Here is a 21,067-nt window from a genome sequence, read left to right on the forward strand (position 1 = left end):
CCCGGATTGTGCCTAATGCCAATTCGGTTATGCTCCGGCCAGCAGACAGCAGATCATGACCCCTTCCGCCTTTCTTCGTTTCCTAGCCATCACTCTGCCAGCCCTCGCAGTCAGCTGCGCCAAGCCCGCCTATCAGATGCGTGGCTATGCCTCCTACATCGCTGATCAGTATGCAGGCCACTACACCACCTCTGGGGCCATTTATCAGCCTCAGGGCTGGACGGCGGCGCACAATACCCTGCCCTTCGGTACTGTGGTCAAGGTGAAGAACAATCAGAACGGCCGCACCGTCAATGTAACGGTGAACGACCGCTTCCCCTACTACCCGAACCGCGTCATCAATCTCTCCCGCGCGGCAGCCGAGTACATCCAGCTCCCCTACCGCCAGCTCGGCGATGTGACAGTGACGGCCAAGACTATTCCTAACGCGCCTGCTCAAACGCCTTCCACCTACACGGCTCCTCCACCCGCAGGTTATGGTTCCGCACCAGCGACAGCCTACAAACAACCAGCAGCTTCATATCGCAGCCCACCGCCCGTCAGGCCCACTTACCCCAACTCGCAGCCGAAAACAGTGAAGCCCTACTACAATCCGTCTTCGGTTCCTCCTGCAGGGTATGGCACCACCGCGCCCCCTGCAGGCCTCCCACCGCCGCCGCCCGGTTATCGTTAAGCCGCCGCCGCCTTGCGCTTGGCACGGCTTTCGATCCAGTCATACAGCATAGGCAACAGCAACAATGTGAGAAGAGTAGAGCTGATGATGCCGCCGATGACCACAGTGGCCAGCGGGCGCTGAACTTCTGCCCCCGCTCCATGCGCCAGCGCCATGGGGACAAAACCCAGCGCCGCCACCAGCGCTGTCATCATCACCGGTCGCAGTCGTGTGGCCACACCAGTCAGCACCGCATCTCGCACGCTGTGGCCCTCTTCGCGCAGCTCATTGAAGTAATTCACCAGCACCAGCCCGTTTAACACCGCCACACCACTGAGTGCGATGAAGCCCACCGCAGCCGTGATGCTGAAAGGCATGCCACGCAGCCATAGCGCGATGATGCCACCGGTGAGAGCCAGAGGAATGCCCGTGGCCACCAGCAGCGTCTGCCGGATGCTGCCAAAGGCGAAAAAGATCAGCATCAAGATCATCAGCAGCGCGGTGGGCACCACCACGGCCAGACGTGCCCGCGCTTCCTGAAGATTTTCAAACGTGCCGCCAAACTCAAAGCTGTAGCCCTCGGGAAAGCTCACCTCTTTTTTGATGCGTGCGGAGGCTTCATTCACAAATCCCTCCATGTCTCGCCCTCCCACCACATTCACAAGCAAGGCGGCTCGTCGTTGCGTTCGGCTATGACGGATGGGCTCCACAGTTTTTTCAATGCGGATATCCACCGCGTCACCGAGCGAGAGCATTCCAAAGTCGCCTACCCGCAGCGGCAGGCTCTTCATCACTTCTTCTTTGGAACGCTCATCCTCCGGCAGGCGAACCACGATGTCACGCCTGCGGTTGCCCTCCACCACCTGGCCGGACACCTCACCACCTAGACCAGCGGAGACTGCATGGTTCAGCTCGGCCAGCGGCACGTTGTACTTGGTCAAAATCTCACGCTTCACCTGCATGACCACACTGCTGGTGCGTCCGTTGGTTTCCAGCTCCGCAGCGCCTCCGGGAGTGCTGTTGATAATGTCACGGATCTGCGCCGCGAGTTTCTCCAGCACATCAAAATCGATTCCATAGATGCGCACCGCCAGCTCCGCCTTCGTGCCTTCCATCATTTCATTGAACCGTGTCTCAATCGGCTGCCCGAATTCGATGGTCTGCCCTTCATGCTCGCTGAGGGCCTCTTTCTCGATCGCCTCGCACAGCTCCGCCTTGGTGCTTGGCAGGCCCGGCCCTTTCGGCCACTCGGAAATCGGGGTGTAGAAAATGTAAAAGTCCGTCTCGTTTGGCGGCATCGGATCCGTCGCCACCTCGCTGGTGCCGCTGCGTGTAAAGATGCAAGTCACCTGCGGAAACTTCTCCCGCACCAGCCTGCCCAGTTCCAGATCCTCATGCAGCGACTCCTTGAGGTTCATGCCCACCTTGCGGTAGATCATCCCGGCGATGGAGCCCTCATCCAGCTTGGGCACAAACTCCGCCCCCAGCGTGGTGAAGCGCCAGCCACAAAAGGCAAAGAAACCCACCGACACCAGCACCACAACCCAGCGCAGCCGGATGACCGCGCGCAGCATGGGCTGAAACACCTTGTTCAGTCCGGCGATCAGCCAGTTCTCCTTTTCGGCAATGTTGCCACCGAGAAAGAATGAGCACATCGCAGGCATCAGCGTCAGCGCTAGCAGCAGTGCACCCGCCAGCGCGAAGATCACCGTCACCGCCATCGGGCGGAACATCTTCCCTTCGATCCCTGTCAGCGTCAGAATTGGCAGATACACGATCGTGATGATCAGCACCCCAAAAAACATCGGGCTCGCCATCTGCTTGCTCGCAGCCAGCACCTCACGCGAGCGCTCCTCTCCCGTGAGCACACGCCCCAGATGGTGCTGCTTGATACCCAGCCTGCGGATGATGTTTTCCACCATCACCACAGCGCCGTCGATGATCAGTCCAAAATCCACCGCGCCCAGGCTCATCAGATTGCCGGACCATCCGCCCTGCATCATGCCGCAGATGGCAAAGAGGAAGGACAGCGGAATGGCCAGCGCCACGATCAAGGCAGCGCGCCAGTTTCCCAGCAGCGCCAGCAGCACCACGATGACGAGCACAGCCCCTTCCAGCAGATTCTTTTCCACCGTACCCACCGTGGCCTCCACGAGATCCGAGCGCTCATAGACCACCTTCACATCCATTCCTGCTGGCAGCTTCTCTCGCAGCTCCTCCAGCCGGGGTTTGACGCGGTCGCACACCACGCGCGCATTCTGCCCCATCAGCATCATCACCGTGCCCAGCACCACTTCATCACCGTCCATCGTGGCAGCTCCGGCACGGAAGCCCGCGCCCCATTGCACTTTGGCCACATCCTGCACCTTCAGCGGCGTGATGGCGGCGCCAAACTTGATCGGCAGGCTGGCGATTTCCTCAGCCGTGCTGACACGGCCAACGCTGCGGATGGTGAGCTGCTCGCCTTCGCGGTTGATCACACCGCCACCGGCATTTTCCACATTACCGCGGATGATCGCGGCCAGCTCTCCCACGGTCATGTTGGCCGCCTTCAGCTTGTCGAGCATCGGCTCCACCGTGACCTGCCGTTGATGCCCGCCATTGCTGTTGATCTCAGCCACGCCCTGCACCACGCGCAGATGTGGCTTCACGATGTACTCGTGCGTCTCCCACAGGCGCATCAGCCCTTCTCTCTCATCGGCCGGGCGCTCCTTGGCCCCCTTTTTCCAATGCAGCGTGTAGTAAAATATTTCCCCCAGCCCGGTGCTGATGGGCGCCAGAGACAGCGCACTGCCCGGCGGCAGATCCCGCATCACCGCAGTGAGTCGCTCGGTCACAAGCTGACGGGCGCGAAAGATGTCGGTGCCATCCTCAAACACAATCGTCACCTGGCTGAGTCCAAACTTCGTCAATGATCGGGAATCAAGCACCCCCGGCATGCCGGAGAGCGCCATTTCAATGGGTCGTGTCACAGCGCGCTCAGACTCCTCGGGGGCCAGCGCCGGCACGGCCACATTGACCTGCACTTGCGGCCCGGTCAGGTCAGGCACCGCATCGATTGGCAGATGGATCAGCGAAAACAGGCCCGCGATCAGCAGGCCCAGGGCGCCCAGCAGCACGAGGGCACGCTGGCGTACGGAAAAATCGAGAATGAAATTGAGCATGGTCGCAGGGAGCGGAGTGTTTCTGAAACGACGCGGCCTATTGCTCAGGCACGCTTCCTGTGAGCTGCTCCAGCTGCTGTCTGGCATCCACCGCCCCCATCTGCGCCGTCAGCACGGCTTTGACGGAGGAAAGGTACTGCCGCTGCAGCTCTGTATAGGTGGCCAGTGGCAAGGCCCCCATGCGGTAATGATCATCCGCTTCGGCAGCCGCCTTGCGGAAGCTCTCCAGCGTGTCAGGAGGCAGCTGTGTGAGCTGCTCCATGTAGATGCGGTAGTGGCTGGCCTGTGCCGCCACGTCGCGCTCCAGCTGCCGCATCTGTGCGGTCAGCATCAGCTCCGCCTGCAACTGTTTGGCCTGCGCAGCGTCAATCGCCCCCTTGTTGTGATTCCACAGCGGCAGCGGAAAGGAAAGCGTAAAGCCCACCTGCGTTTCCCGAGTCAGCGTCGTCTGCTTCTGCACGTAAGACTGCACGGTAATCGACGGCCACCTTTCGTTCTTTGCCAGCGCCACCTGAAATCCCTGCTGCTCCACATCGAGAAACCGCGCACGCAGCGCAAAATTCTTTTCACGCGCACGGGACAGCAGCACATCCACGGGTGGCGGCGGCAGCACCACAAAGTGCTCAGACTTCAGCTCCAATGGATGCTCCGCCCTTTCTCCCAGCAGTTGGTTTAGCTCAAAGCGTGCCGCCGCAAGATCATTGCGCGCCTGCGTGGCCTCCGCTCCCAGCGTCAGTGCATTGGCCTGGATGATGCGTGCCTCCAACCGTGGTGCAGCACCTGCTGGATCACGCTGCAAAAGCACCGCCGCCAGTGACTGAAAGCGCTTGGTCACCTCCTCCGCCGCACGCGTCTGCTCCTGCGCTGCGATCATCCTCCATGCGATGCTACGCACCCGCCCAGTCAGAGCGGCACGAAACTGCGCCAGCCCCAACTGTGCCAATTCGATGTCTTTTTGCGCGATGGCTTTCCGCAAAGAGATGCGCCCCGGCCACTCAAAGGTCTGGGTCAGCTGCGCCTGCCACGTAGGCCCGTCGGTGACGTAGTTGTTGGAAAGATCCCGCAGCCGCCAGTTGCCTTTCCCAACCATCAGCTCGGGGTTTTTGATCTCGCCAGCCTTGGTCTTGCCACCACGTGCCACATCGATCTGAGCTTCGTAGTACTGAAGTTCGGGGTGTGTGGCGAGGGTTTTGAGAACCAGCGAATTAACAGAGACAGGCTCCACAGCCATGACAGCGGGCAGAGAGGAGCCAAGGAACAAACAAGTAATTAAAAAGGAGGGTTTCATGACACATGCGAATTGAAGTTGGTAGATGATCAGGACGACCCAGTGAACCGTCTTCTGATTTAGCGCCCGCATCCGCGGACCTGATTCTCTGCCAGCAATTCTCAACAACGCATGACGACCCTGCCGGTCTTCAGTGACTGTCCCTGCGACCACGTGCTGTGTCGCACCTGCCACACAATTCCATGATGGCAAGCGGGCTTGGCCGCGTAAAAACATAGCACGCCCTCCACAGGAGCCTTCATCTTGGCCTCACAGCTTCCTGCTGTGGCCAGTCTCTGGGCACGTGCTGCGTCATCCACAGGTTTGAATGCCAGGACATGATCCCCGGCATTTGACGCAGGAGTCTTGGCAAAGGCCATCAGCATCCGGCACAGCGCATCGTGCTGATGTGAGATCAGCTCAGCTGCGGACTTGCCCTCATGGGTCAGCACCACCGCCATGGCTCCATTGTTCGACACCCCGATCTTGACCTCATGATCACCATCAAGCAGCGCTGCCGCCATGCAGACAGCAGGCGCCACCCCATGGGAGGAAAGCAGCCACCCCAGCAGGAGAAGCAGGTTCACCAGCCGATTCAGTGGCTTGGAATCATGACGAGGCGCGCGCATGTCAGAGCGTAGTAACGCACACTAGCATGCCCATGTAGCAAATTCCAACGTGAAAAATTGACTGCCTTAGCCCGGCGCCCCCCCTGGATTCTCCGGCGTGTGGGGATCCTCCGGCTTTTTCTTCTTGTGCAAAGAAAGGAACGGCTGATGCCCGGGCCCCTCGATCAGCACATACTTGCTGTGCAGGCCTTCCTCGCCGGCATCAAAAAGCGGATACAGCACCGGCAGAATGTACAAAGTGAGAAGCGTGGCGGTGACAAGCCCGCCAATGATCACGCAGGCAAACGGGCGCGCCGTTTCCGCACCCACTGCATGAGATAGTGCCGCAGGCAGCAGGCCCAGCGCCGCCATGGCAGCCGTCATCACCACCGGACGCACACGGCTGATTGCACCTTCACGCACCGCCTCGGCCATTCGCATGCCCTCCTTGCGCAGCTCTCGGATTCGCTCCACCAGCAGCACCCCGTTCTGCACGGACACCCCGAAGAGGGCGATGAATCCGACCAGCGCAGAAACAGACATCGCCAGTCCTGCAATCGGCAGCACCAGAATGCCTCCCACCGCCGCAAACGGCACGTTGAGCAGGATCAGCGTGGCCAGCTTGGCGGAGTCAAACGCGGTGAAAAGCAGGAAGAAGATGGCGATCAGCGTGATCGGCACCACCAGGATCAGGCGCTTGACGGCACGCTGCTGGTTTTCAAAGGCCCCCGTCCATTCCAGGTGGAATCCCTTCGGCAGTTTGACCTGCGCATCCACCTTCTGCTGCGCCTCGGCCACCAGAGAGCCCAGGTCGCGTCCACGCACCGCCAGCTTCACCGCCGTTAGACGGGCGTTTTCTTCGCGGTAGATTCGGGCAAAGCCAGGCTTAACCTCCACGGAAGCCAGCGCCCCCAGAGTCAACCGCTCACCATCAGACCCTGAAACCGGGATGCGTCGGATGCCGTCGATACTCGCGACGGAGCGCGGAATCATTTTGACCACCAGATCAAACGTACGCTCCCCTTCCAGCACCTTGGTGGCCACGGAGCCGCCCATCGAGGTCTCGATCACTGACTGCACATCCGTCATCGACAGCCCTGCACGCGATATGGCGGAGCGGTCCACCGCGATCTGCACCTGCGGCTGCCCCATCAGGCGGTCAGTGCCCACGTCTGCGGCTCCAGGCACGGTGTTCAAAATGTCCACAATCTGATCGGCCAGCTGCTGCAGCTTCTCTGGCTCGTCACCAAAGATCTTCACACTCAGCTCGGACTTCACCCCTGAGATGGCCTCGTTCACATTGTCCTCAATGATCTGGCTGAACTGGAACTGCACCCCTGGCACCTCGACGTTGAGCTTGGCTTTCATCTTTTTGACGAGCCCATCTCGGTCTGGGGCTGTCTTCCACTCTTCACGCGGATGCAGGTCCACGGATGTTTCGCAGACATCAAAACCATTGACGTCAGTACCATCATCTGGTCGTCCGTTTTGAGTGATGATGGATTTCGACTCTGGGAAGGATGCCAGCACGGCCCGCATGCGCCTCACGATCTGTGCAGATTCCGAGGGCGAAATCGTCTGCGGCAGGAAGGAACGTATATACAGCGATCCCTCGTCCAGCTTCGGCAGGAACTCTGTGCCCGTATGAGTGGCCACCACGCCAGCAACTGCCAGCATCGCCACCCCGCTCAGAACAATGATGCGTCCGTGATTCAGCGTCCACGCCAGCGAAGGCCGGTACATTCTCACCAGAATGCGCACCAGCCACGACTCATGCTCTCCAGGCCCTTTCTTCAGGGCGTAGCTGGCCAGCAGCGGCACAATCGTCAGCGCCAGAATGGTGCCTGCGATCAGTGCAAAGGTCAGCGTCAGCGCCATCGGCTTGAAGATCTTCCCTTCCACACGCTGCATCGTGTAAAGCGGCAGGAAGGCCGTGAGCAGGATGGCCTTGGAGAACAAAATCGGCCGCCCCATCTGCCCCACAGCTTTGGGCAGCAGCTTGAAGAGGGATTCCTTTTTCTCCCGCCGCTCATGCATCAGCCGCAGCAGGTCTTCGATCACCACCACGGCTGAGTCCACGATGATGCCGAAGTCGATGGCTCCCATCGAAATGAGGTTGGCCGGAATGCCCCGTAGATCCAGCATCAGGAAGGCCCCCAGCAGCGAGAGCGGCACCACGGCAGCCACCACCAGCGCCGAGCGGATGTTCCCTATTCCCAGAAACATGATGAGCACCAGCAGCACCAGCCCGATGCCGTCCGCCATGTTCTTGTGCACCGTGTGCAGCGTGCGGTTGATCAGGTTCGTGCGGTCGTAGTGCATGTGGATGTGCACACCTGCTGGCAGAAACTTGGTGTTGATGATCTCGATCTTGTCACGGACGCGCTCCAGCACCTCCATGGCGTTCTCGCCTTTGCGCAGCATCACGATGCCCTCGATCGCGTCATCCAGCTCGTAATGCTCAGCAGGAATGTTGCGTCCCACACGTCCAAGGCGCAGTTGCTCGCCGATCAGCACACGCCCCAGGTCTTTCACCCGGATCGGCGTGCCGCCACGTGTATCCACTGCGATCAGCCCGATGTCCTCCAGTGATTGCACAAAGCCAAGGCCGCGCACGATGAACATTTCCGGCCCGTGCTCAATGTATGCCCCGCCCGCATTTTTGTTCCCGGCGGAAAGTGCATCCAGCACCTGACGCAAAGAGATGTCATAGGACAGCAGCTTCATCGGGTCGATAAGCACCTGGTACTGCTTCGTGGCACCGCCGAATCCGATCACATCCACCACGCCTGAGACCGTTCGCATCTGGCGCTCGACGATCCAGTCCTGCACAGCACGCAGTTCCGTCGAAGGCATGCTTCGTGGCGCGTCCAGTGTGTAGCGGTAGATCTCGCCCACCGGCGTCGTGTCAGGAGACAGTCGCGTATCCGCATCCGGCGGCAGGCTCACGCTGGAAAGCAGCTGAAAAGCCATGTTTCGGCAGTAGGCCCGGTCTGCATCGTCCTCAAAGACGATGGTGACCTGCGATAGCCCGAACAGCGAGACCGAGCGGATGGACGCCCGCTTGGGAATGCTGTTCATGGCATTCTCGATCGGCACCGTCACCAGACGCTCCACTTCTTCAGCAGCGCGGCCCGGCAGCAGCGTAATGATCTGCACGGAGACATTGGTGACGTCAGGATAGGCCTCCACCGGCAGCCGGTTGAAGGCCAGCGCACCGGCCAACACAAAAAGGACCATCAGCGCCAGGGCGATAGGCCGGTGTTTGAGAACGTATTTTGTAAGCGTGCCCATGACGGTTTAGTGTTCGGCCTTTTCAGCTCCGGCGTTGGCTGTGCTGGTGTTCGCATCCAACAGGCTCTCAAGAACCAGAGCGCCCTCCGAAACCACCACCTCGTCAGCTTTGAGTCCTTTGCTGACAAAGACCTGCCCGGCGTCCTCCGCATCTGTGGTCACCTGCCTCATTTCAAAATCACTTTCGGAAACACGTACAAACACACACGCCTTTCCTTCTCGCAGAAACACCGACTTAATCGGGACCTGCGGCATCTTCGGCACATGCGTGATGATGTTCACGTTCACATACATCTGCGCTTTCAGCAGCTTCTCGGGATTAGAAACCGTTCCCTTGGCCACCACTGTGCGGGTGTCCGGATTCAGAGACTGACCGATCACCGTCAGCACTCCAGGAAACACTTTGTCCCCATAAGCACGCGAGCGGATCTCCAGTTTCTGCCCTATCTGCAGGTTAGACAGATCCTGCTCGCTCACGTCCACATGCACCCACAGCGACTCAGGATCTGAAATGACAAACATCGGTGCGGCCACGACCGCCATGCCGGCCAGCATTGCATCAGATCGCACTTCCTGACCAGGCTGGACATTACGGTCCACGATAACTCCGCCCATCGGTGCCTTGAGCGCAAATGCTCCGTCCACATAACCGCCTCTGCCACCCCACACCGCCAGACGCTCCACAGCACGATCGCGCTCAGACTGCGCATCACGGAAGGCATTTTCAGCGGAGTCGAGTTCCTTCTGCGGCAGCACACCCTGCTTGAGGAGATCGCGCGTACGTTCCAGCACTCGTTTGGCCAGCGCCAGATCGGCCTCCGACTTAGCGGCGTCCGCCTGTGCCTGGCCAAAGTCCGGAGAGGTGATGCGTGCCAGTTCATCACCCACATTCACTTTCTGCCCACGCGCGCCTTTGATGCTGGCCACACGTCCCGCCAATGGGGAGAAAACGTTGGTCGTCACGTCCTCGTTCCAGACCAGCTTGCCCGTCAGGTGCAGCACCACTGTGTCCCTTTCTTTGACCGGCTGGACAGCCAGTGCTTTAAGCTGTGGATCTCCCGAGGTGAAGATCAGGTGGCTCTTTTCCACTCGGACAGGAAAAGGATCCACCTCGACAACAGCTGCGGGTTTGCACGCTGCGATGAACAGCGCCAGGAGCCATGAGTATCTGACGATTTGCATGAGAATGGGGGGGGTCAAAAGTGTATGATCCAGATGCCAGCCGCTCGGTGCAGCTCGATCACCGCACGGGCATGATCGCTTTGCGCGGTGTAGAAACTCATCCAGACTTCATTCGCTTTTCGCTGCGCATCCAGCAGTTCCAGAAGCGAAGAGCCGCCACGCTTGTAGCTGACCACACGCTTCTCCAGGGCTGAGTCCACATCCTTCAACACTCCGGCTTTGTAGAGATCCACTCGCTCGCGCGCCATGCCATAAAGGGAAAGCGCCTGCCTCACATCCACCCCGGCTTTCACCTCGGCATTTTCAAGATCCAGTTGGGCCTGGCTCGCCATCGCCTCGGATGATGCGATCCCAGCTTTATTCCGGTTCCAGATCGGCAAGGGCAGGGAAAACTGAAGACCCACCATGTTGTAGTTTGGCTGCGGTGAAGTGTTGTTTCCGGAGTAAGTGCTATTCGTCCAACCCACTCCCACGTTCACATCTGGCACTCGTTTGGCTTTCTCCAAATTGATGTTTTCTTTCGCCGCATCGCGCTGGTAGCGCATAGCGATCAAGTCCGGACGGTTTTTGATGGCGCTGGAAAGCAGCTTGAACAAGTCTGTGCTATGCGGTGTGACGTCCAGTGTGCCCACCGGCTGCCAGTGTGTGCCGGAAAACTGCGGTCCCAAAAATGCATTCAGCCCCAGTTCCGCGCTTGTCGCTTGAGATTGTGCGGCAAGGAGTTCAGCCTCAAACTGGCGTACTTCCACACGCGTTTGCAGCAGGTCTACATCACTGATATCCCCCGCCTTTTGCCGCTCCTGCTGAGCTTGCAGCAGCTCCCTCAGAAGAGTGGCGGTGCGTTGAAATTGGGCAGCCACCTGCCCCATGGCGATGGCGTCCGCATAAGCCGCAGAAGCATCCAGCCGCAGATTCTGAAGAAAGCTCTGCAGCGTTGAAGCCGTGGCCGCATAGTTTTTCCGCGCCACAAGATATCGAATACGACGCTTCCCCCCAAGCTCAAAGGTCTGCGTCACAAACCCGTTGTAGTAGCCAGGCAGTCGCTGGTTGCCGCCGTTTGTGATATCCATCATGTTGCCCACCTGGATCACCGGATTTTGAAAAACTCTGGAGGCCATGATTGCAGCATCCGCGATCGTCACATTGTAACGCTGGGATGCATACCCAAGATTCGACGCCGCCACCTTGGCCAGGTAATCCTCCAGCTTGATGCTCGTGCGTTTGGTGGTGCTTTTGACCAGCTCAGCCAGCCGTTCAGGTGTTGGTCCCTGTGTCTCCTGATCAGCGGCGGCAGATGTATCCGCAGCGACGACCTGCAGCTTCAAGCAGATGAACAGCAGTATTAAAAGAAGACCTGTTTTCATGAAAAAATATTGTGGCGGAATCAATGACAGTTTTATAGATGAAATACTACTCTTTCAGTTCAGTGCAATATTTCTCAACAGCCCTTCACAGTCGCACACTGAATCCAGGCTAATCCATCACTTGGATTTTCAAGTGCTTCACTGCAACACTGCATCAGGCTTTGTCCTGCACGATGAGAGGTTGTGTTGGCATAGGGCTTCATTGGCTGGCGGGGCTGCGTCGACGTCTGCACAGCTTAGCAAAAACAAAAAGCAACGTGAACTCCAGATAATAGCGACAGTCATCTTTGTGTCATTTCAATCAGCCTGTCTGGAAATCAGACACCAGGCATTCTGGAGTTGCACTGCCTACGACTGCCTCAGCTCGGAGGGGAGTAATCAGCTTATTTTAATTGTTTCCGCAGCCCCTCATTGCTGATCGCCTCACCTAGAACGGTGTCGCCGTTAAGCACTTGAACATGATAGCCGTGGTATCTATGGCCAGACTCTTCAACCATTTTGGACCTTCTGCCCGAACTCTCAGTATGCATCGGGGTATAAACAAAGGCTACTTTGGGCGTGGCTACATCAAGGTATCGACCGTTTGCATCCACCGTTACTTTCATGTCGCCAGATTTTTCCACCACAATACTGTCCGCGCCACGACGAAGATTGGCGGCAAAAAGCGTCCACCTGAGCGTCACACCTTCCAACTTGGTGCCGCTGGGGTTTGTTATGCGTACATTAAGCCAGTACGCCCGTGTAACTTCCGCCTTCTTTTTGTCGGCGGTTTTATTTTCACTGCCCGGTTTGACATTTATTGTTACAGCCCCTGCATAAGCACCGCCCGCAAGCAGCATGCTGAAAAAAATAACAAGATACGTTTTCATAGATGGGATAAAGCATTGAGAATCTCTGGCTCGGGGATGGAATCGACAGCTTGGCCAGGCAGAGATCAGTTCAGCCAAAACTGGAGTGAAGACAAGCCTCCCCCCCGGCCTCAACAGCACTCTTTGCAAAACCATCTGTGCAGGCGCACTCTCGGGCAGGCCTTCTGAATTGCAGTCTGGTCAAAAGACGAATAGAGATCCGCCCACATTGAATGAATGAGCGCTTGGAGTCCGAAGGCGGTAGAGAAACCCGGCTCGTTCTGCACACTTTCATGGAGAGTTTCCTCACCCTTTCCACCATCGGCATCATCATCCACGATGCAAACCATTAGGGGAGCCCTGCCTTGCATCCCAACGCCACGCGCGGACATCAGCTCTACGCCAAGCGTGAGCAAGATCAGGATGGATAAGATGTTTAGGATACGGCGCATGGCCAGACAGGTCTGCCCATCTTAACGGGGCTTTGTCGTGGCGGCTATCACAAGCTTTTATTTCTTTCTTTATGCACTGCACACCAAGTCTTTAGCATAGATAGGCTCACGACAGTCCCGCCAGCTTGCGTTTCAGTTTTCGCATCAGCACAGCGTTCCCTTCCAGCTCCTCCATCAGCAGCGTTAGCACATCCAGCGTCTGGCGGCTAATGTGGTGCTCCATCCCCTCGACGTCTTCGTGCACTGTCTTCGGATCCAGCCCAAAACCGGCCAGCAGTCGCGTCAGCACCTCATGCCTCCGCGCAATGTCTGCACCCACTTTACCCCCCTCCTCCGTCAGAATCACCCCCCGGTAGCGCTCGTACACCACAAAACCTTCCGCATCCAGCTTCTGGATCATGTTCGTCACGCTCGCCTGTGAGACCCCCAGGTTCTTGGCAATGTCCACCACACGGGCATAGCCCTTGGCGATGATGAGATTGTGAATCTGCTCGAGGTAGTCCTCGATGGCGGGGGAGCCCAGGTGGCTGGTGTGTTCCTTGCGTTTGGCTGGCATGAGCAGGCCAAAATGGATCACCCTTGGCTGTCTTCAACGAAGAAACCCGTTTTCGCCCTTGCAAAGAAAGTTAGTCATGACTAACTTAGTTCATAGTGGCTAACAACTTTATCACCCTCTTATTTGCCGTCGTCAGCCCTTGGGGCATGGCGGACGACTGGATCGTCATGGAGCGGAAAAACACACGCCCCCTCAGCACCGACCGCCCAGACCAGACCGAATCCGCCTGCACCGTCCCCAAAGGCTGGTTCCAGGTGGAGAGCAACCTCGTCTCCTTCAGCCGCACACGTCAGGCTGGCGAGCGCTCTGACGACACCTCTTTCTGCGATTTCATTTTCAAATACGGAGTCACCCACAACACCGACCTCCAGGTCGGCTGGGCGCCCCGCCTGCTTCATCGCAGCCAGGACGCCGACAGCGTCCTCATCGGCAAAAACAGCGGCAGCGGAGACCTCTACCTCCGCATGAAAACCAATCTCGTGGGCAATGACGAAGGCCCCTACGCCATCGCCCTCCTGCCCTGGGTCAAGGCCCCCACCGCCACCAAGGGCCTGGGAAATCAGTGCTGGGAATACGGCCTCACCATCAATCAGGAGCTCGACATCGGCGGCGGCTGGGAGCTTGGCTCCAGCATCTTCCTCTCCATGGCCGTCACAGACCACCAGACACGCTATTTCGAGCCCGCTTTCACCATCGCCATCGGCCGCGACCTCACTGAAAAAATCGGCTTCTATGTCGAGACCTATCAGGGCTGGCTCACGGATGAAGGCCGCTACTGGCAGTCCTCCCTCGATGGCGGCTTCACCTACATGGTCACCCCTGACCTCAAATTCGACGTGGGCGCAAACTGGTATTACAACGCCCAGGAGGCCATCAATCCCTTTGTCGGCGTCTCATTCCGCTTTTAACTCTTTGCACTCCCATGGAAAACACTCCCGAAACCGGCTGGCGCTCACGCGGAGACAATTCGCTGCCTGAGGTCTTTCGCTCCGTACCCGTCCCACAGGAAGGAAGCTTCTGGCGCAAGATGCTCGCCTACGCAGGCCCCGGCTTCCTCGTCTCCGTCGGCTACATGGACCCCGGAAACTGGGCCACCGACCTCGCTGGCGGCGCCCGCTACGGCTACACCCTGCTTTCGGTCATCCTGATCTCCAATCTCATCGCCATCCTGCTCCAGCACCTCTGCGTCAAGCTGGGCGTCGTCACCGGGCGCGATCTCGCCCAGGCCTGCCGGGACCACTACCCGCGTCCAGTCGTCTGGTTCCTTTGGGTTTTGTGCGAGGCCGCCATCGCCGCCTGCGATCTCGCTGAGGTCGTCGGCTCCGCCATCGGCCTGCAGCTCCTCTTCGGCATCCCTCTCGTCTGGGGCTGCGTCATCACCACGCTCGATGTCATGATCGTCCTGCTTCTGCAAAATCGTGGCTTCCGCTACGTCGAGGCGCTCGTCATCACCCTCATCCTCACCATCGGCGGCTGTTTTGCCGCCGAGATGATCTTCGCCAAGCCTGATCTGGCGGGCATCGCAAGCGGCTTTGTGCCTTCAGCAGAGATCTTCAAAAACCGCGAGATGCTCTTCGTCGCCATCGGCATCCTCGGCGCCACCGTCATGCCTCACAATCTCTACCTGCACAGCTCCATCGTGCAGACCCGCAATTTCGCCCGCGACGACGCCGGCAAGTCCGAGGCCATCAAATTCGCCACCATCGACTCCACCTTCGCGCTCATGTTTGCGCTGTTTATCAATGGCGGCATCCTCATCGTCGCCGCAGCAGCTTTCCACACCAGCGGGCACAAGGAGGTCGCTGAGATCCAGGAGGCCTACGAGCTCCTCAGCCCGGTGCTCGGCGTCGGCGCGGCCAGCACACTCTTTGCCGTTGCCCTGCTCGCCAGCGGGCAAAACTCCACCCTCACTGGTACCCTCGCCGGTCAGATCGTCATGGAGGGCTTCCTCAGCATCCGCCTCAAGCCCTGGCTGCGCCGCATGATCACCCGCCTCATCGCCGTGGTCCCTGCTGTCTGCATCATCGGCTACTATGGCGAGGGAAAAACCACCGACCTCCTCATCTCGAGTCAGGTCATCCTCTCCATGCAGCTCAGCTTTGCCGTCATCCCCCTGCTCTGCTTCACCGGAGAAAAGTCCAAGATGGGCCGCTTTGCCAACCCGCTCTGGATCAAGCTCCTCGCCTGGGCCAGCGCCATCGTCATCATAGTTCTCAACCTCAAATATCTTTTCGATCAATTCGCCCCTCAGTCCTGGATCAACGCCCTCGGAATCTAACGCCATGTACCAGAAAATCCTCGTCGCCCTGGACGCCAGCGCCTCCGATCAGGAGCTCCTGCCCGCCATCACCCAGCTCGCAACCCTCATGCAGAGCCAGCTCCTTCTCGTCCACGTCGCAGACGGCTGGGCCGCTCGAAACTTCGACCAGCTCAAGCTCGCCGAATCCGAAGAGATGAAGCAGGACCTCAACTACCTGGAAACAACAGCTGCCAGTCTCCGCTCCACCTCCGGCCTGACTGTCAACATCCGCCTCGTCCTCGGAGAGCCGCCCGACCAGCTCCTCAAAGTCGCCGCCGAGGAAAACATCGACCTCATCGCCCTCGCCTCCCACGGCCACCGCCTCATCGGCGACATCATCCACGGCAGCACCATCGACGCTGTCCGCCACAAAGCCACCGTCCCCCTCTTCGTCGTCCCGCCCAAGCGCACACCTTGACGAACCCGCCCCCTCCCGCCATATCAGGGGCTCCTATGCGCATCCTTTCAGGCCTTCAACCCAGCGGCAGACTCCACATCGGCAATTTCTTCGGCATGATGGAGCCGGCCCTCAAGCTCCAGCACGAGGGCGACGCCTACTACTTCATCGCCGACTACCACTCCCTGACCTCCGTCCACGATGGCAAGGCCCTTCGCAGTTACGTCCGGGAACTTGCCATTGACTTCCTGGCCTGCGGACTGGACCCGGACAAATGCGTCTTCTTCCGCCAGAGCGATGTGCCGGAGCACTGCGAGCTCTCCTGGATCCTCAGCACCATCACCCCCATGGGCCTGCTCGAGCGCTGCACCAGCTACAAGGACAAAGTCGCCCGCGGCATCCAGGCCTCCCACGGCCTCTTCGCCTACCCCGTACTCATGGCGGCAGACATCCTCATCTACGATAGCGACATCGTCCCCGTGGGCAAAGATCAGAAGCAGCACGTCGAAGTCACCCGCGACATCGCCATCAAGATGAACGAAACCTTTGGCGAGGGCCTCTTCAAGCTGCCCCAGCCGCGCATCCAGGAAGCCACCGCCGTCGTCCCCGGACTCGATGGTCAGAAGATGAGCAAGAGCTACGACAACACCATCCCGCTCTTCGAAGAACCCGGCCCGCTCAAAAAGAAGATCATGGGCATCAAGACCGACTCCACCCCCGTGGAGGCGCCCAAGCCCGTCGAAGGCAGCAGCATCCTGGCTCTCTACAAGCTCGTCGCCTCACAGTCCGACTATGACGCCATGGTGGCAGACCACCTCAATGGCGGCGTCGGCTACGGAGACTTCAAAAAGCGCCTCCTGCAGGGCATTACCGACTACTTCGCCCCCTTCCGCGCCCGTCGCGATGAAATCATCGCAGACAAGGGCTACGTGGACAAAGTCCTCGCCGAAGGCGCTGAAAAAGCCCGCGCCGTCGCCCGCAAGACCCTCAGCCGCGTGCGCGATGCTGTGGGCCTGGGTTGATCAGCGTTTCCGCTTCTTGTTCTGCTGCGCACGCTTGTGGCCATGCCCCGGCTTGCGCGGCGGCGCACTCTTGATCTCGCGGCGGTCCCGCTCGCGCCGTTCTTCGCGCCCCTTCTTTTCCGGTTTGCGTGACCGCCCCTCTTCCTGAGGGTTGACCACCAGCTTGAAGTCCACCTGCTTCCGCGCGCTGTCCACCTTGTAGATCTGCACCACCACATTGTCTCCCAGACGGATGACACGGCGTGTATGCCGCCCGGTCAGCAGGCGCGTCACAGGATCAAAGATGAAGAAATCATCCGGGATCGCGGAGAGCGGCACCACGCCGCTCAGCCCCAGATCCGGCACATCCACAAAGAATCCAAAGTTCCGCACCTCGGTCACCAGCGCCTCATACGAGTGCGGTTTTCTGGAGACGAGCTGCGCCTTGAGGTAGGCGTACAGCTTCACCTCCTTGCTGTCGCGCTCGGCATCGGCGGAGTTCTTCTCCGTCGCGCTGATGTGGCTCGCGATCTGCCGCGCATCTCCCGCCTGCAGCTCCGCTTTGTCGAAAAGAGAGCGGTGCACCACCAGGTCGGCATACCGGCGGATCGGCGAGGTGAAGTGCGTGTATTTCGGCTTGGCCAGGCCATAATGCCCCAGAGGCTCCATCGCATAACGCGCACGCATCAGTGAGCGTAGAAATCCGATCTTCAGCGCGGGGCCGATAGGCAGCGTCTGCAGCCGGGCCAGCAGCTTCTGCACCTCCGGCCGGTGCGTCAGGTCTCCGCACGGCACCCGGTGGCTCAGCACTTCCTCGCGGAAATCATTCAGCCGCTTTTCCTTCGGCGACTCATGCACGCGATACACCGAATTCCGGTTCAGCCCCATCAGCCTCCCCGCCACCGCCTCGTTTGCCAGAAGCATGAATTCCTCAATGAGCTGATGCGACACATCATTCTCGATCTTCTCGATCCGCAGCACCTTGCCGTTCTCGTCCAGTCGGATCTTGTTCTCGGGGAAATCCAGATCCAGCGATCCGTTCTTGAACCGCAGATGGCGTATCTTCTGCGCCATCTCATGTGCATCGTGCAGCATCTGCTCCGTCTCATTGTTCGGCGGTGCCTGCAGCACGGCAAACGCCTCCTTGTAGGTAAAGCGCCTCTTCGAGCGGATCACGGCGGAGTAAAACTTCGCACTCACCACCTGCCCGTGCTTCGACATCACAAACTCCACGCACTTCGTCAGGCGGTCCACATTCGGTTTCAGGGAGCACAGCTCGTTGCTCAGCGCTTCCGGCAGCATGGGGATCACGCGGTCCACCAGGTAGGTCGAGTTGCCGCGCTTGCTCGCTTCCACATCCAGCGCGCTGCCCGGCTTCACATAGTGGGACACATCCGCGATGTGCACCCACAGCCTCCACTGCTCTCCTTCCCTCTGCATGCAGATGGCATCATCAAAATCCTTCGCGTCATCCGGGTCGATGGTCACCACGTTGTGCGGGCGGCAGTCCACACGCCCGGCGCACTCCTGCGCGCTCGGTTGGTTGTCAGGGCGCGACTTCGCAATCGCATGCGCCTCGTTTAACACATTCTTGGGAAAGTGCAGCGGCAGGTCGTAGTTCCGCAGCACGGAGAGCATGTCCACACCCTCCTCATCCGGAGGCCCCAGCACCTCGATTACCTCGCCCTCAGGAGCCACTTTTCCGCTGCCCCATTGCGTGATTTCCACCACCACCTTGTCACCCACGATGGCCTTGCGGCCCACATCACGCGGCTCAGGCACATAGATCACTCCCGGCAGGCGTGGATCATCTGGCGTCACATGCAGAAACTGCTTTGTGCGCTGCAGCGTGCCCACCACCTGGGTGCGACGGCGCTCCAAAATGCGCACCACGCTGCCGCTTCTATCCTGCTGCCCGGGCTTGAAATCCAGGCGCACCAGCACGCGGTCGCCATGCATGGCGGTGTCCATCTTGCTTTCCGGCACGCTGATCTCAGCGCCCCCTCCTTCATCCGGCATCACAAATCCACGACCGCCTCTTGTTACCTGGATCACTCCAGGCACCAGGTCCGCCTCCTCGGCCTCAATGTATCGGTTTCCCTTCGTGCGAAGGATCTTTCCCTGCTTTTCCAGGCGTTTGAGCAGACCTTGCAGCACCTGCTGTTGATTGGGCTTCATGCCCAGTTGCGAGAGCAGCTCCGGCACATTCGAGGGTATGTAATCCTCACTGCCCAGCAGCCCCAATAATTTCTTTTCCATCTTATTCTTACCTATCTAATCAAAGTACATCGCACGTCGATTGATTCCGTCAATGAGAATTCGGCGGCACCCGGAACTCCCGGTTCAATCTCAGCTTCAGTTTCCGCATTGCTTCATCCAGCTCCTCACGCACGCTCACCAGCTCCGGCTCCAGTGCTTCATTCACGGGCGTGGACATCACACGTTCATGGCGCTCCATCAGCGACTGCCCGTCCTCGCGCAGCCCGCAGGCCTCGATCAATCCGCGCACCTGCGCCACCTGCGCACGTGTGTCCTGGATCATCGTCATGACCTCCGCCTCTGTTGTTTCACCATTCTCCATGCGAAGCAGTTGCTGGCAGTGAAACAACCGGCATCGCACCGGCCTCTTATCATAAACCGTACATCCCTTCTCCTGCAGCGCCGGGCATGGCTGCTCCATGTGGTACTCGCCATCACGGCAGCGGATTTTCAGCCCCAGCCTCCCCAGCGCCGCCGGCACATCTCCCGGCTGCATCCGCACGATCTGAAACATCGTCCCGTCACAGCACATGCCGCACGCCGTGCACAGGCGCGTGGCAGCTTCAGCGAAAGACGCGGACTCCATCGTGCGGGAGCAATGCCGCCCCAATGCCTCAAGTTCAACCTCTATCCTCTCGCCGTCTTCTCCAGCACTTGCAGCGTCAGCTCCACGTTCAGCTCCAGATCCAGCGGCAGCCTCGTCTTCACAGAGTTGCCACCACCGCGTGCGCGCCAGTGGTTGATGCACATGCCCAGCGTGGCCAGATCCGTCGGATCATCCAGGACATGTCCGTTCACACCCGAATCGATCAGCTCGCTCGCTCCATTGTAGCTCGTCGTGATCACCGGGATGCCCGTGGCCAGCGCCTCGCTCACCACGTTCGAACACGGCTCATAGATCGGCAGGAAGGTCAGCACATCCGCCGCAGCGTAGGCCGCCTCCACATCGCTCATCGGCCCGGTCAGAATCACATTCTGCGGGACCCGGCCGCGCATGCGGTCCCGTGTGACCACCAGCAGCTTCAGATGCGGATCATCGCCGTGCCCTGACATGAATTTCAGCAGCCACGGCAGCCCCTTGCGCTCCCAGCCGGAGCCTACAAAGACCAGCACAAAATCCTTCTCCTCCAGACCGAAGCGCCTGCGCGCATCCTCTCTCGTCACGCTTTTAAACCGCTTCACATCCACTCCGTTGCGGATGGTGTGCACGCGCTCCTGCGGAAAGTCAGGGAAGTGCTGCGCTATTTCCCCGCGCACCATCTCGGAGTTCACGATGACCCGCTGTGTGTTCGCCGGATCAAAAGCCTGCGCTTCCAGCGCCATCATGTTTCGGTGAAACGCTCCCAGCCCCACCAGCGGCCGTTTCCACCACGGTGCAAACTGTCGGCGCCTCTCCAGCCACACACGATGCAGCCCGTCACCTGCACGGTAAACATCCTGCTTCAGCGTTCGCTCCAGGCTGAACACACAGTCAAACCTCTCATGCTGCAGCGCAGCATTCACCGCCTCCGCAAATCGCAGCGGCTTCTCCGCCCTCGCGCCCTCCACGCTGACGCTGTGAAACTTCACGCCCTCGGCCTGCCCCTGCCATTTTTCAGCAAAGAGGTGTGTCTCATGCCCGGCGGCGGCCAGCGCCCCCAGCAGCCTCTGCACATACAGCTCCGCACCTCCGGTGGCGGAGTACTGGCGGCGGATGAGGGCGAGTTTCATGCGGGTGGCGCAAA

16 protein-coding genes are annotated in these 21,067 nt (G+C 59.4%); 5 read left to right on the top strand and 11 right to left on the bottom strand.

The genetic code is table 11. The features are described 5' to 3' along the window. Positions 1-55 precede the first annotated feature (55 nt). A complete protein-coding gene (locus HNQ65_RS19820) occupies positions 56-673 on the top strand; it encodes a septal ring lytic transglycosylase RlpA family protein (RefSeq protein ID WP_184342229.1) in 618 nt (205 codons plus the stop codon). Here the strand turns inward: HNQ65_RS19820 and HNQ65_RS19825 are convergent. The 8 genes from HNQ65_RS19825 to mntR form a co-directional block, all read right to left on the bottom strand. Beyond that, positions 670-3,816 carry an efflux RND transporter permease subunit gene (locus tag HNQ65_RS19825; protein ID WP_184342231.1) on the bottom strand — a complete coding sequence of 1,049 codons (3,147 nt, stop codon included), beginning with the start codon at positions 3,814-3,816 and terminating at the stop codon, positions 670-672. The two genes, HNQ65_RS19820 and HNQ65_RS19825, sit on opposite strands and share 4 nt — an antisense overlap. Before the next feature lie 37 nt (positions 3,817-3,853). Continuing rightward, the gene (locus HNQ65_RS19830) at positions 3,854-5,104 is read right to left on the bottom strand and encodes a TolC family protein (RefSeq protein WP_184342233.1); all 1,251 of its coding nucleotides are present in this window, start codon (positions 5,102-5,104) and stop codon (positions 3,854-3,856) included. Between the two features lie 101 nt (positions 5,105-5,205). Continuing rightward, positions 5,206-5,712, bottom strand: coding sequence for a hypothetical protein (locus HNQ65_RS19835; protein ID WP_184342235.1), 507 nt, complete (start codon positions 5,710-5,712; stop codon positions 5,206-5,208). Positions 5,713-5,778: 66 nt separating this feature from the next. Next, positions 5,779-8,985, bottom strand: a complete 3,207-nt coding sequence (locus HNQ65_RS19840; protein WP_184342237.1) for an efflux RND transporter permease subunit — start codon at positions 8,983-8,985, stop codon at positions 5,779-5,781. Positions 8,986-8,991: 6 nt separating this feature from the next. Then, positions 8,992-10,167, bottom strand: a complete 1,176-nt coding sequence (locus tag HNQ65_RS19845; RefSeq protein ID WP_184342240.1) for an efflux RND transporter periplasmic adaptor subunit — start codon at positions 10,165-10,167, stop codon at positions 8,992-8,994. Positions 10,168-10,181: 14 nt separating this feature from the next. Beyond that, complete coding sequence (locus HNQ65_RS19850) at positions 10,182-11,531, bottom strand: TolC family protein (protein ID WP_184342242.1); 1,350 nt, start codon at positions 11,529-11,531, stop codon at positions 10,182-10,184. Positions 11,532-11,914: 383 nt separating this feature from the next. Further along, positions 11,915-12,400 (bottom strand): hypothetical protein, encoded by a 486-nt coding sequence (locus HNQ65_RS19855; protein ID WP_184342244.1) that lies wholly within the window; start codon positions 12,398-12,400, stop codon positions 11,915-11,917. A gap of 537 nt (positions 12,401-12,937) precedes the next feature. After that, positions 12,938-13,387, bottom strand: coding sequence for a transcriptional regulator MntR (gene mntR / locus HNQ65_RS19865; protein WP_184342249.1), 450 nt, complete (start codon positions 13,385-13,387; stop codon positions 12,938-12,940). A 95-nt stretch (positions 13,388-13,482) separates the two neighbouring features. On the opposite strand from mntR, the gene HNQ65_RS19870 reads away from it, so the two are divergent. From HNQ65_RS19870 to trpS, 4 genes are read left to right on the top strand one after another with little or no spacing between them, the layout of a single operon-like run. Continuing rightward, positions 13,483-14,295 carry a transporter gene (locus HNQ65_RS19870; protein WP_184342251.1) on the top strand — a complete coding sequence of 271 codons (813 nt, stop codon included), beginning with the start codon at positions 13,483-13,485 and terminating at the stop codon, positions 14,293-14,295. A gap of 14 nt (positions 14,296-14,309) precedes the next feature. After that, positions 14,310-15,665, top strand: coding sequence for an Nramp family divalent metal transporter (locus HNQ65_RS19875; RefSeq protein WP_184342253.1), 1,356 nt, complete (start codon positions 14,310-14,312; stop codon positions 15,663-15,665). A 4-nt stretch (positions 15,666-15,669) separates the two neighbouring features. Further along, positions 15,670-16,104 carry a universal stress protein gene (locus HNQ65_RS19880; RefSeq protein WP_184342255.1) on the top strand — a complete coding sequence of 145 codons (435 nt, stop codon included), beginning with the start codon at positions 15,670-15,672 and terminating at the stop codon, positions 16,102-16,104. Positions 16,105-16,139: 35 nt separating this feature from the next. Further along, complete coding sequence (gene trpS, locus HNQ65_RS19885) at positions 16,140-17,105, top strand: tryptophan--tRNA ligase (RefSeq protein WP_184342257.1); 966 nt, start codon at positions 16,140-16,142, stop codon at positions 17,103-17,105. Here trpS and rnr read toward each other — a convergent pair whose 3' ends face one another. From rnr to HNQ65_RS19900, 3 genes are read right to left on the bottom strand one after another with little or no spacing between them, the layout of a single operon-like run. Continuing rightward, positions 17,106-19,343, bottom strand: a complete 2,238-nt coding sequence (gene rnr / locus HNQ65_RS19890) for a ribonuclease R (RefSeq protein ID WP_184342259.1) — start codon at positions 19,341-19,343, stop codon at positions 17,106-17,108. It lies immediately after the preceding gene. Positions 19,344-19,392: 49 nt separating this feature from the next. Beyond that, a complete protein-coding gene (locus HNQ65_RS19895; RefSeq protein ID WP_184342262.1) occupies positions 19,393-19,929 on the bottom strand; it encodes a YkgJ family cysteine cluster protein in 537 nt (178 codons plus the stop codon). Positions 19,930-19,970: 41 nt separating this feature from the next. Beyond that, entirely contained in the window at positions 19,971-21,053 is a 1,083-nt protein-coding gene (locus HNQ65_RS19900) for a glycosyltransferase family 4 protein (RefSeq protein WP_184342264.1), read from the bottom strand. Between the last annotated feature and the right edge of the window lie 14 nt (positions 21,054-21,067).

The sequence above is a fragment of the Prosthecobacter vanneervenii genome, assembly GCF_014203095.1.
Lineage (GTDB): Bacteria > Verrucomicrobiota > Verrucomicrobiia > Verrucomicrobiales > Verrucomicrobiaceae > Prosthecobacter > Prosthecobacter vanneervenii.

What these genes read in the sequence shown, in the direction of transcription:
- HNQ65_RS19820 (WP_184342229.1), top strand. Translation starts at nt 56, where the DNA reads ATGACCCCTTCCGCCTTTCTTCGTTTCCTAGCCATCACTCTGCCAGCC.
- HNQ65_RS19825 (WP_184342231.1), bottom strand. Translation starts at nt 3,816, where the DNA reads ATGCTCAATTTCATTCTCGATTTTTCCGTACGCCAGCGTGCCCTCGTG.
- HNQ65_RS19830 (WP_184342233.1), bottom strand. Translation starts at nt 5,104, where the DNA reads ATGAAACCCTCCTTTTTAATTACTTGTTTGTTCCTTGGCTCCTCTCTG.
- HNQ65_RS19835 (WP_184342235.1), bottom strand. Translation starts at nt 5,712, where the DNA reads ATGCGCGCGCCTCGTCATGATTCCAAGCCACTGAATCGGCTGGTGAAC.
- HNQ65_RS19840 (WP_184342237.1), bottom strand. Translation starts at nt 8,985, where the DNA reads ATGGGCACGCTTACAAAATACGTTCTCAAACACCGGCCTATCGCCCTG.
- HNQ65_RS19845 (WP_184342240.1), bottom strand. Translation starts at nt 10,167, where the DNA reads ATGCAAATCGTCAGATACTCATGGCTCCTGGCGCTGTTCATCGCAGCG.
- HNQ65_RS19850 (WP_184342242.1), bottom strand. Translation starts at nt 11,531, where the DNA reads ATGAAAACAGGTCTTCTTTTAATACTGCTGTTCATCTGCTTGAAGCTG.
- HNQ65_RS19855 (WP_184342244.1), bottom strand. Translation starts at nt 12,400, where the DNA reads ATGAAAACGTATCTTGTTATTTTTTTCAGCATGCTGCTTGCGGGCGGT.
- mntR (WP_184342249.1), bottom strand. Translation starts at nt 13,387, where the DNA reads ATGCCAGCCAAACGCAAGGAACACACCAGCCACCTGGGCTCCCCCGCC.
- HNQ65_RS19875 (WP_184342253.1), top strand. Translation starts at nt 14,310, where the DNA reads ATGGAAAACACTCCCGAAACCGGCTGGCGCTCACGCGGAGACAATTCG.
- HNQ65_RS19880 (WP_184342255.1), top strand. Translation starts at nt 15,670, where the DNA reads ATGTACCAGAAAATCCTCGTCGCCCTGGACGCCAGCGCCTCCGATCAG.
- trpS (WP_184342257.1), top strand. Translation starts at nt 16,140, where the DNA reads ATGCGCATCCTTTCAGGCCTTCAACCCAGCGGCAGACTCCACATCGGC.
- rnr (WP_184342259.1), bottom strand. Translation starts at nt 19,343, where the DNA reads ATGGAAAAGAAATTATTGGGGCTGCTGGGCAGTGAGGATTACATACCC.
- HNQ65_RS19895 (WP_184342262.1), bottom strand. Translation starts at nt 19,929, where the DNA reads ATGGAGTCCGCGTCTTTCGCTGAAGCTGCCACGCGCCTGTGCACGGCG.
- HNQ65_RS19900 (WP_184342264.1), bottom strand. Translation starts at nt 21,053, where the DNA reads ATGAAACTCGCCCTCATCCGCCGCCAGTACTCCGCCACCGGAGGTGCG.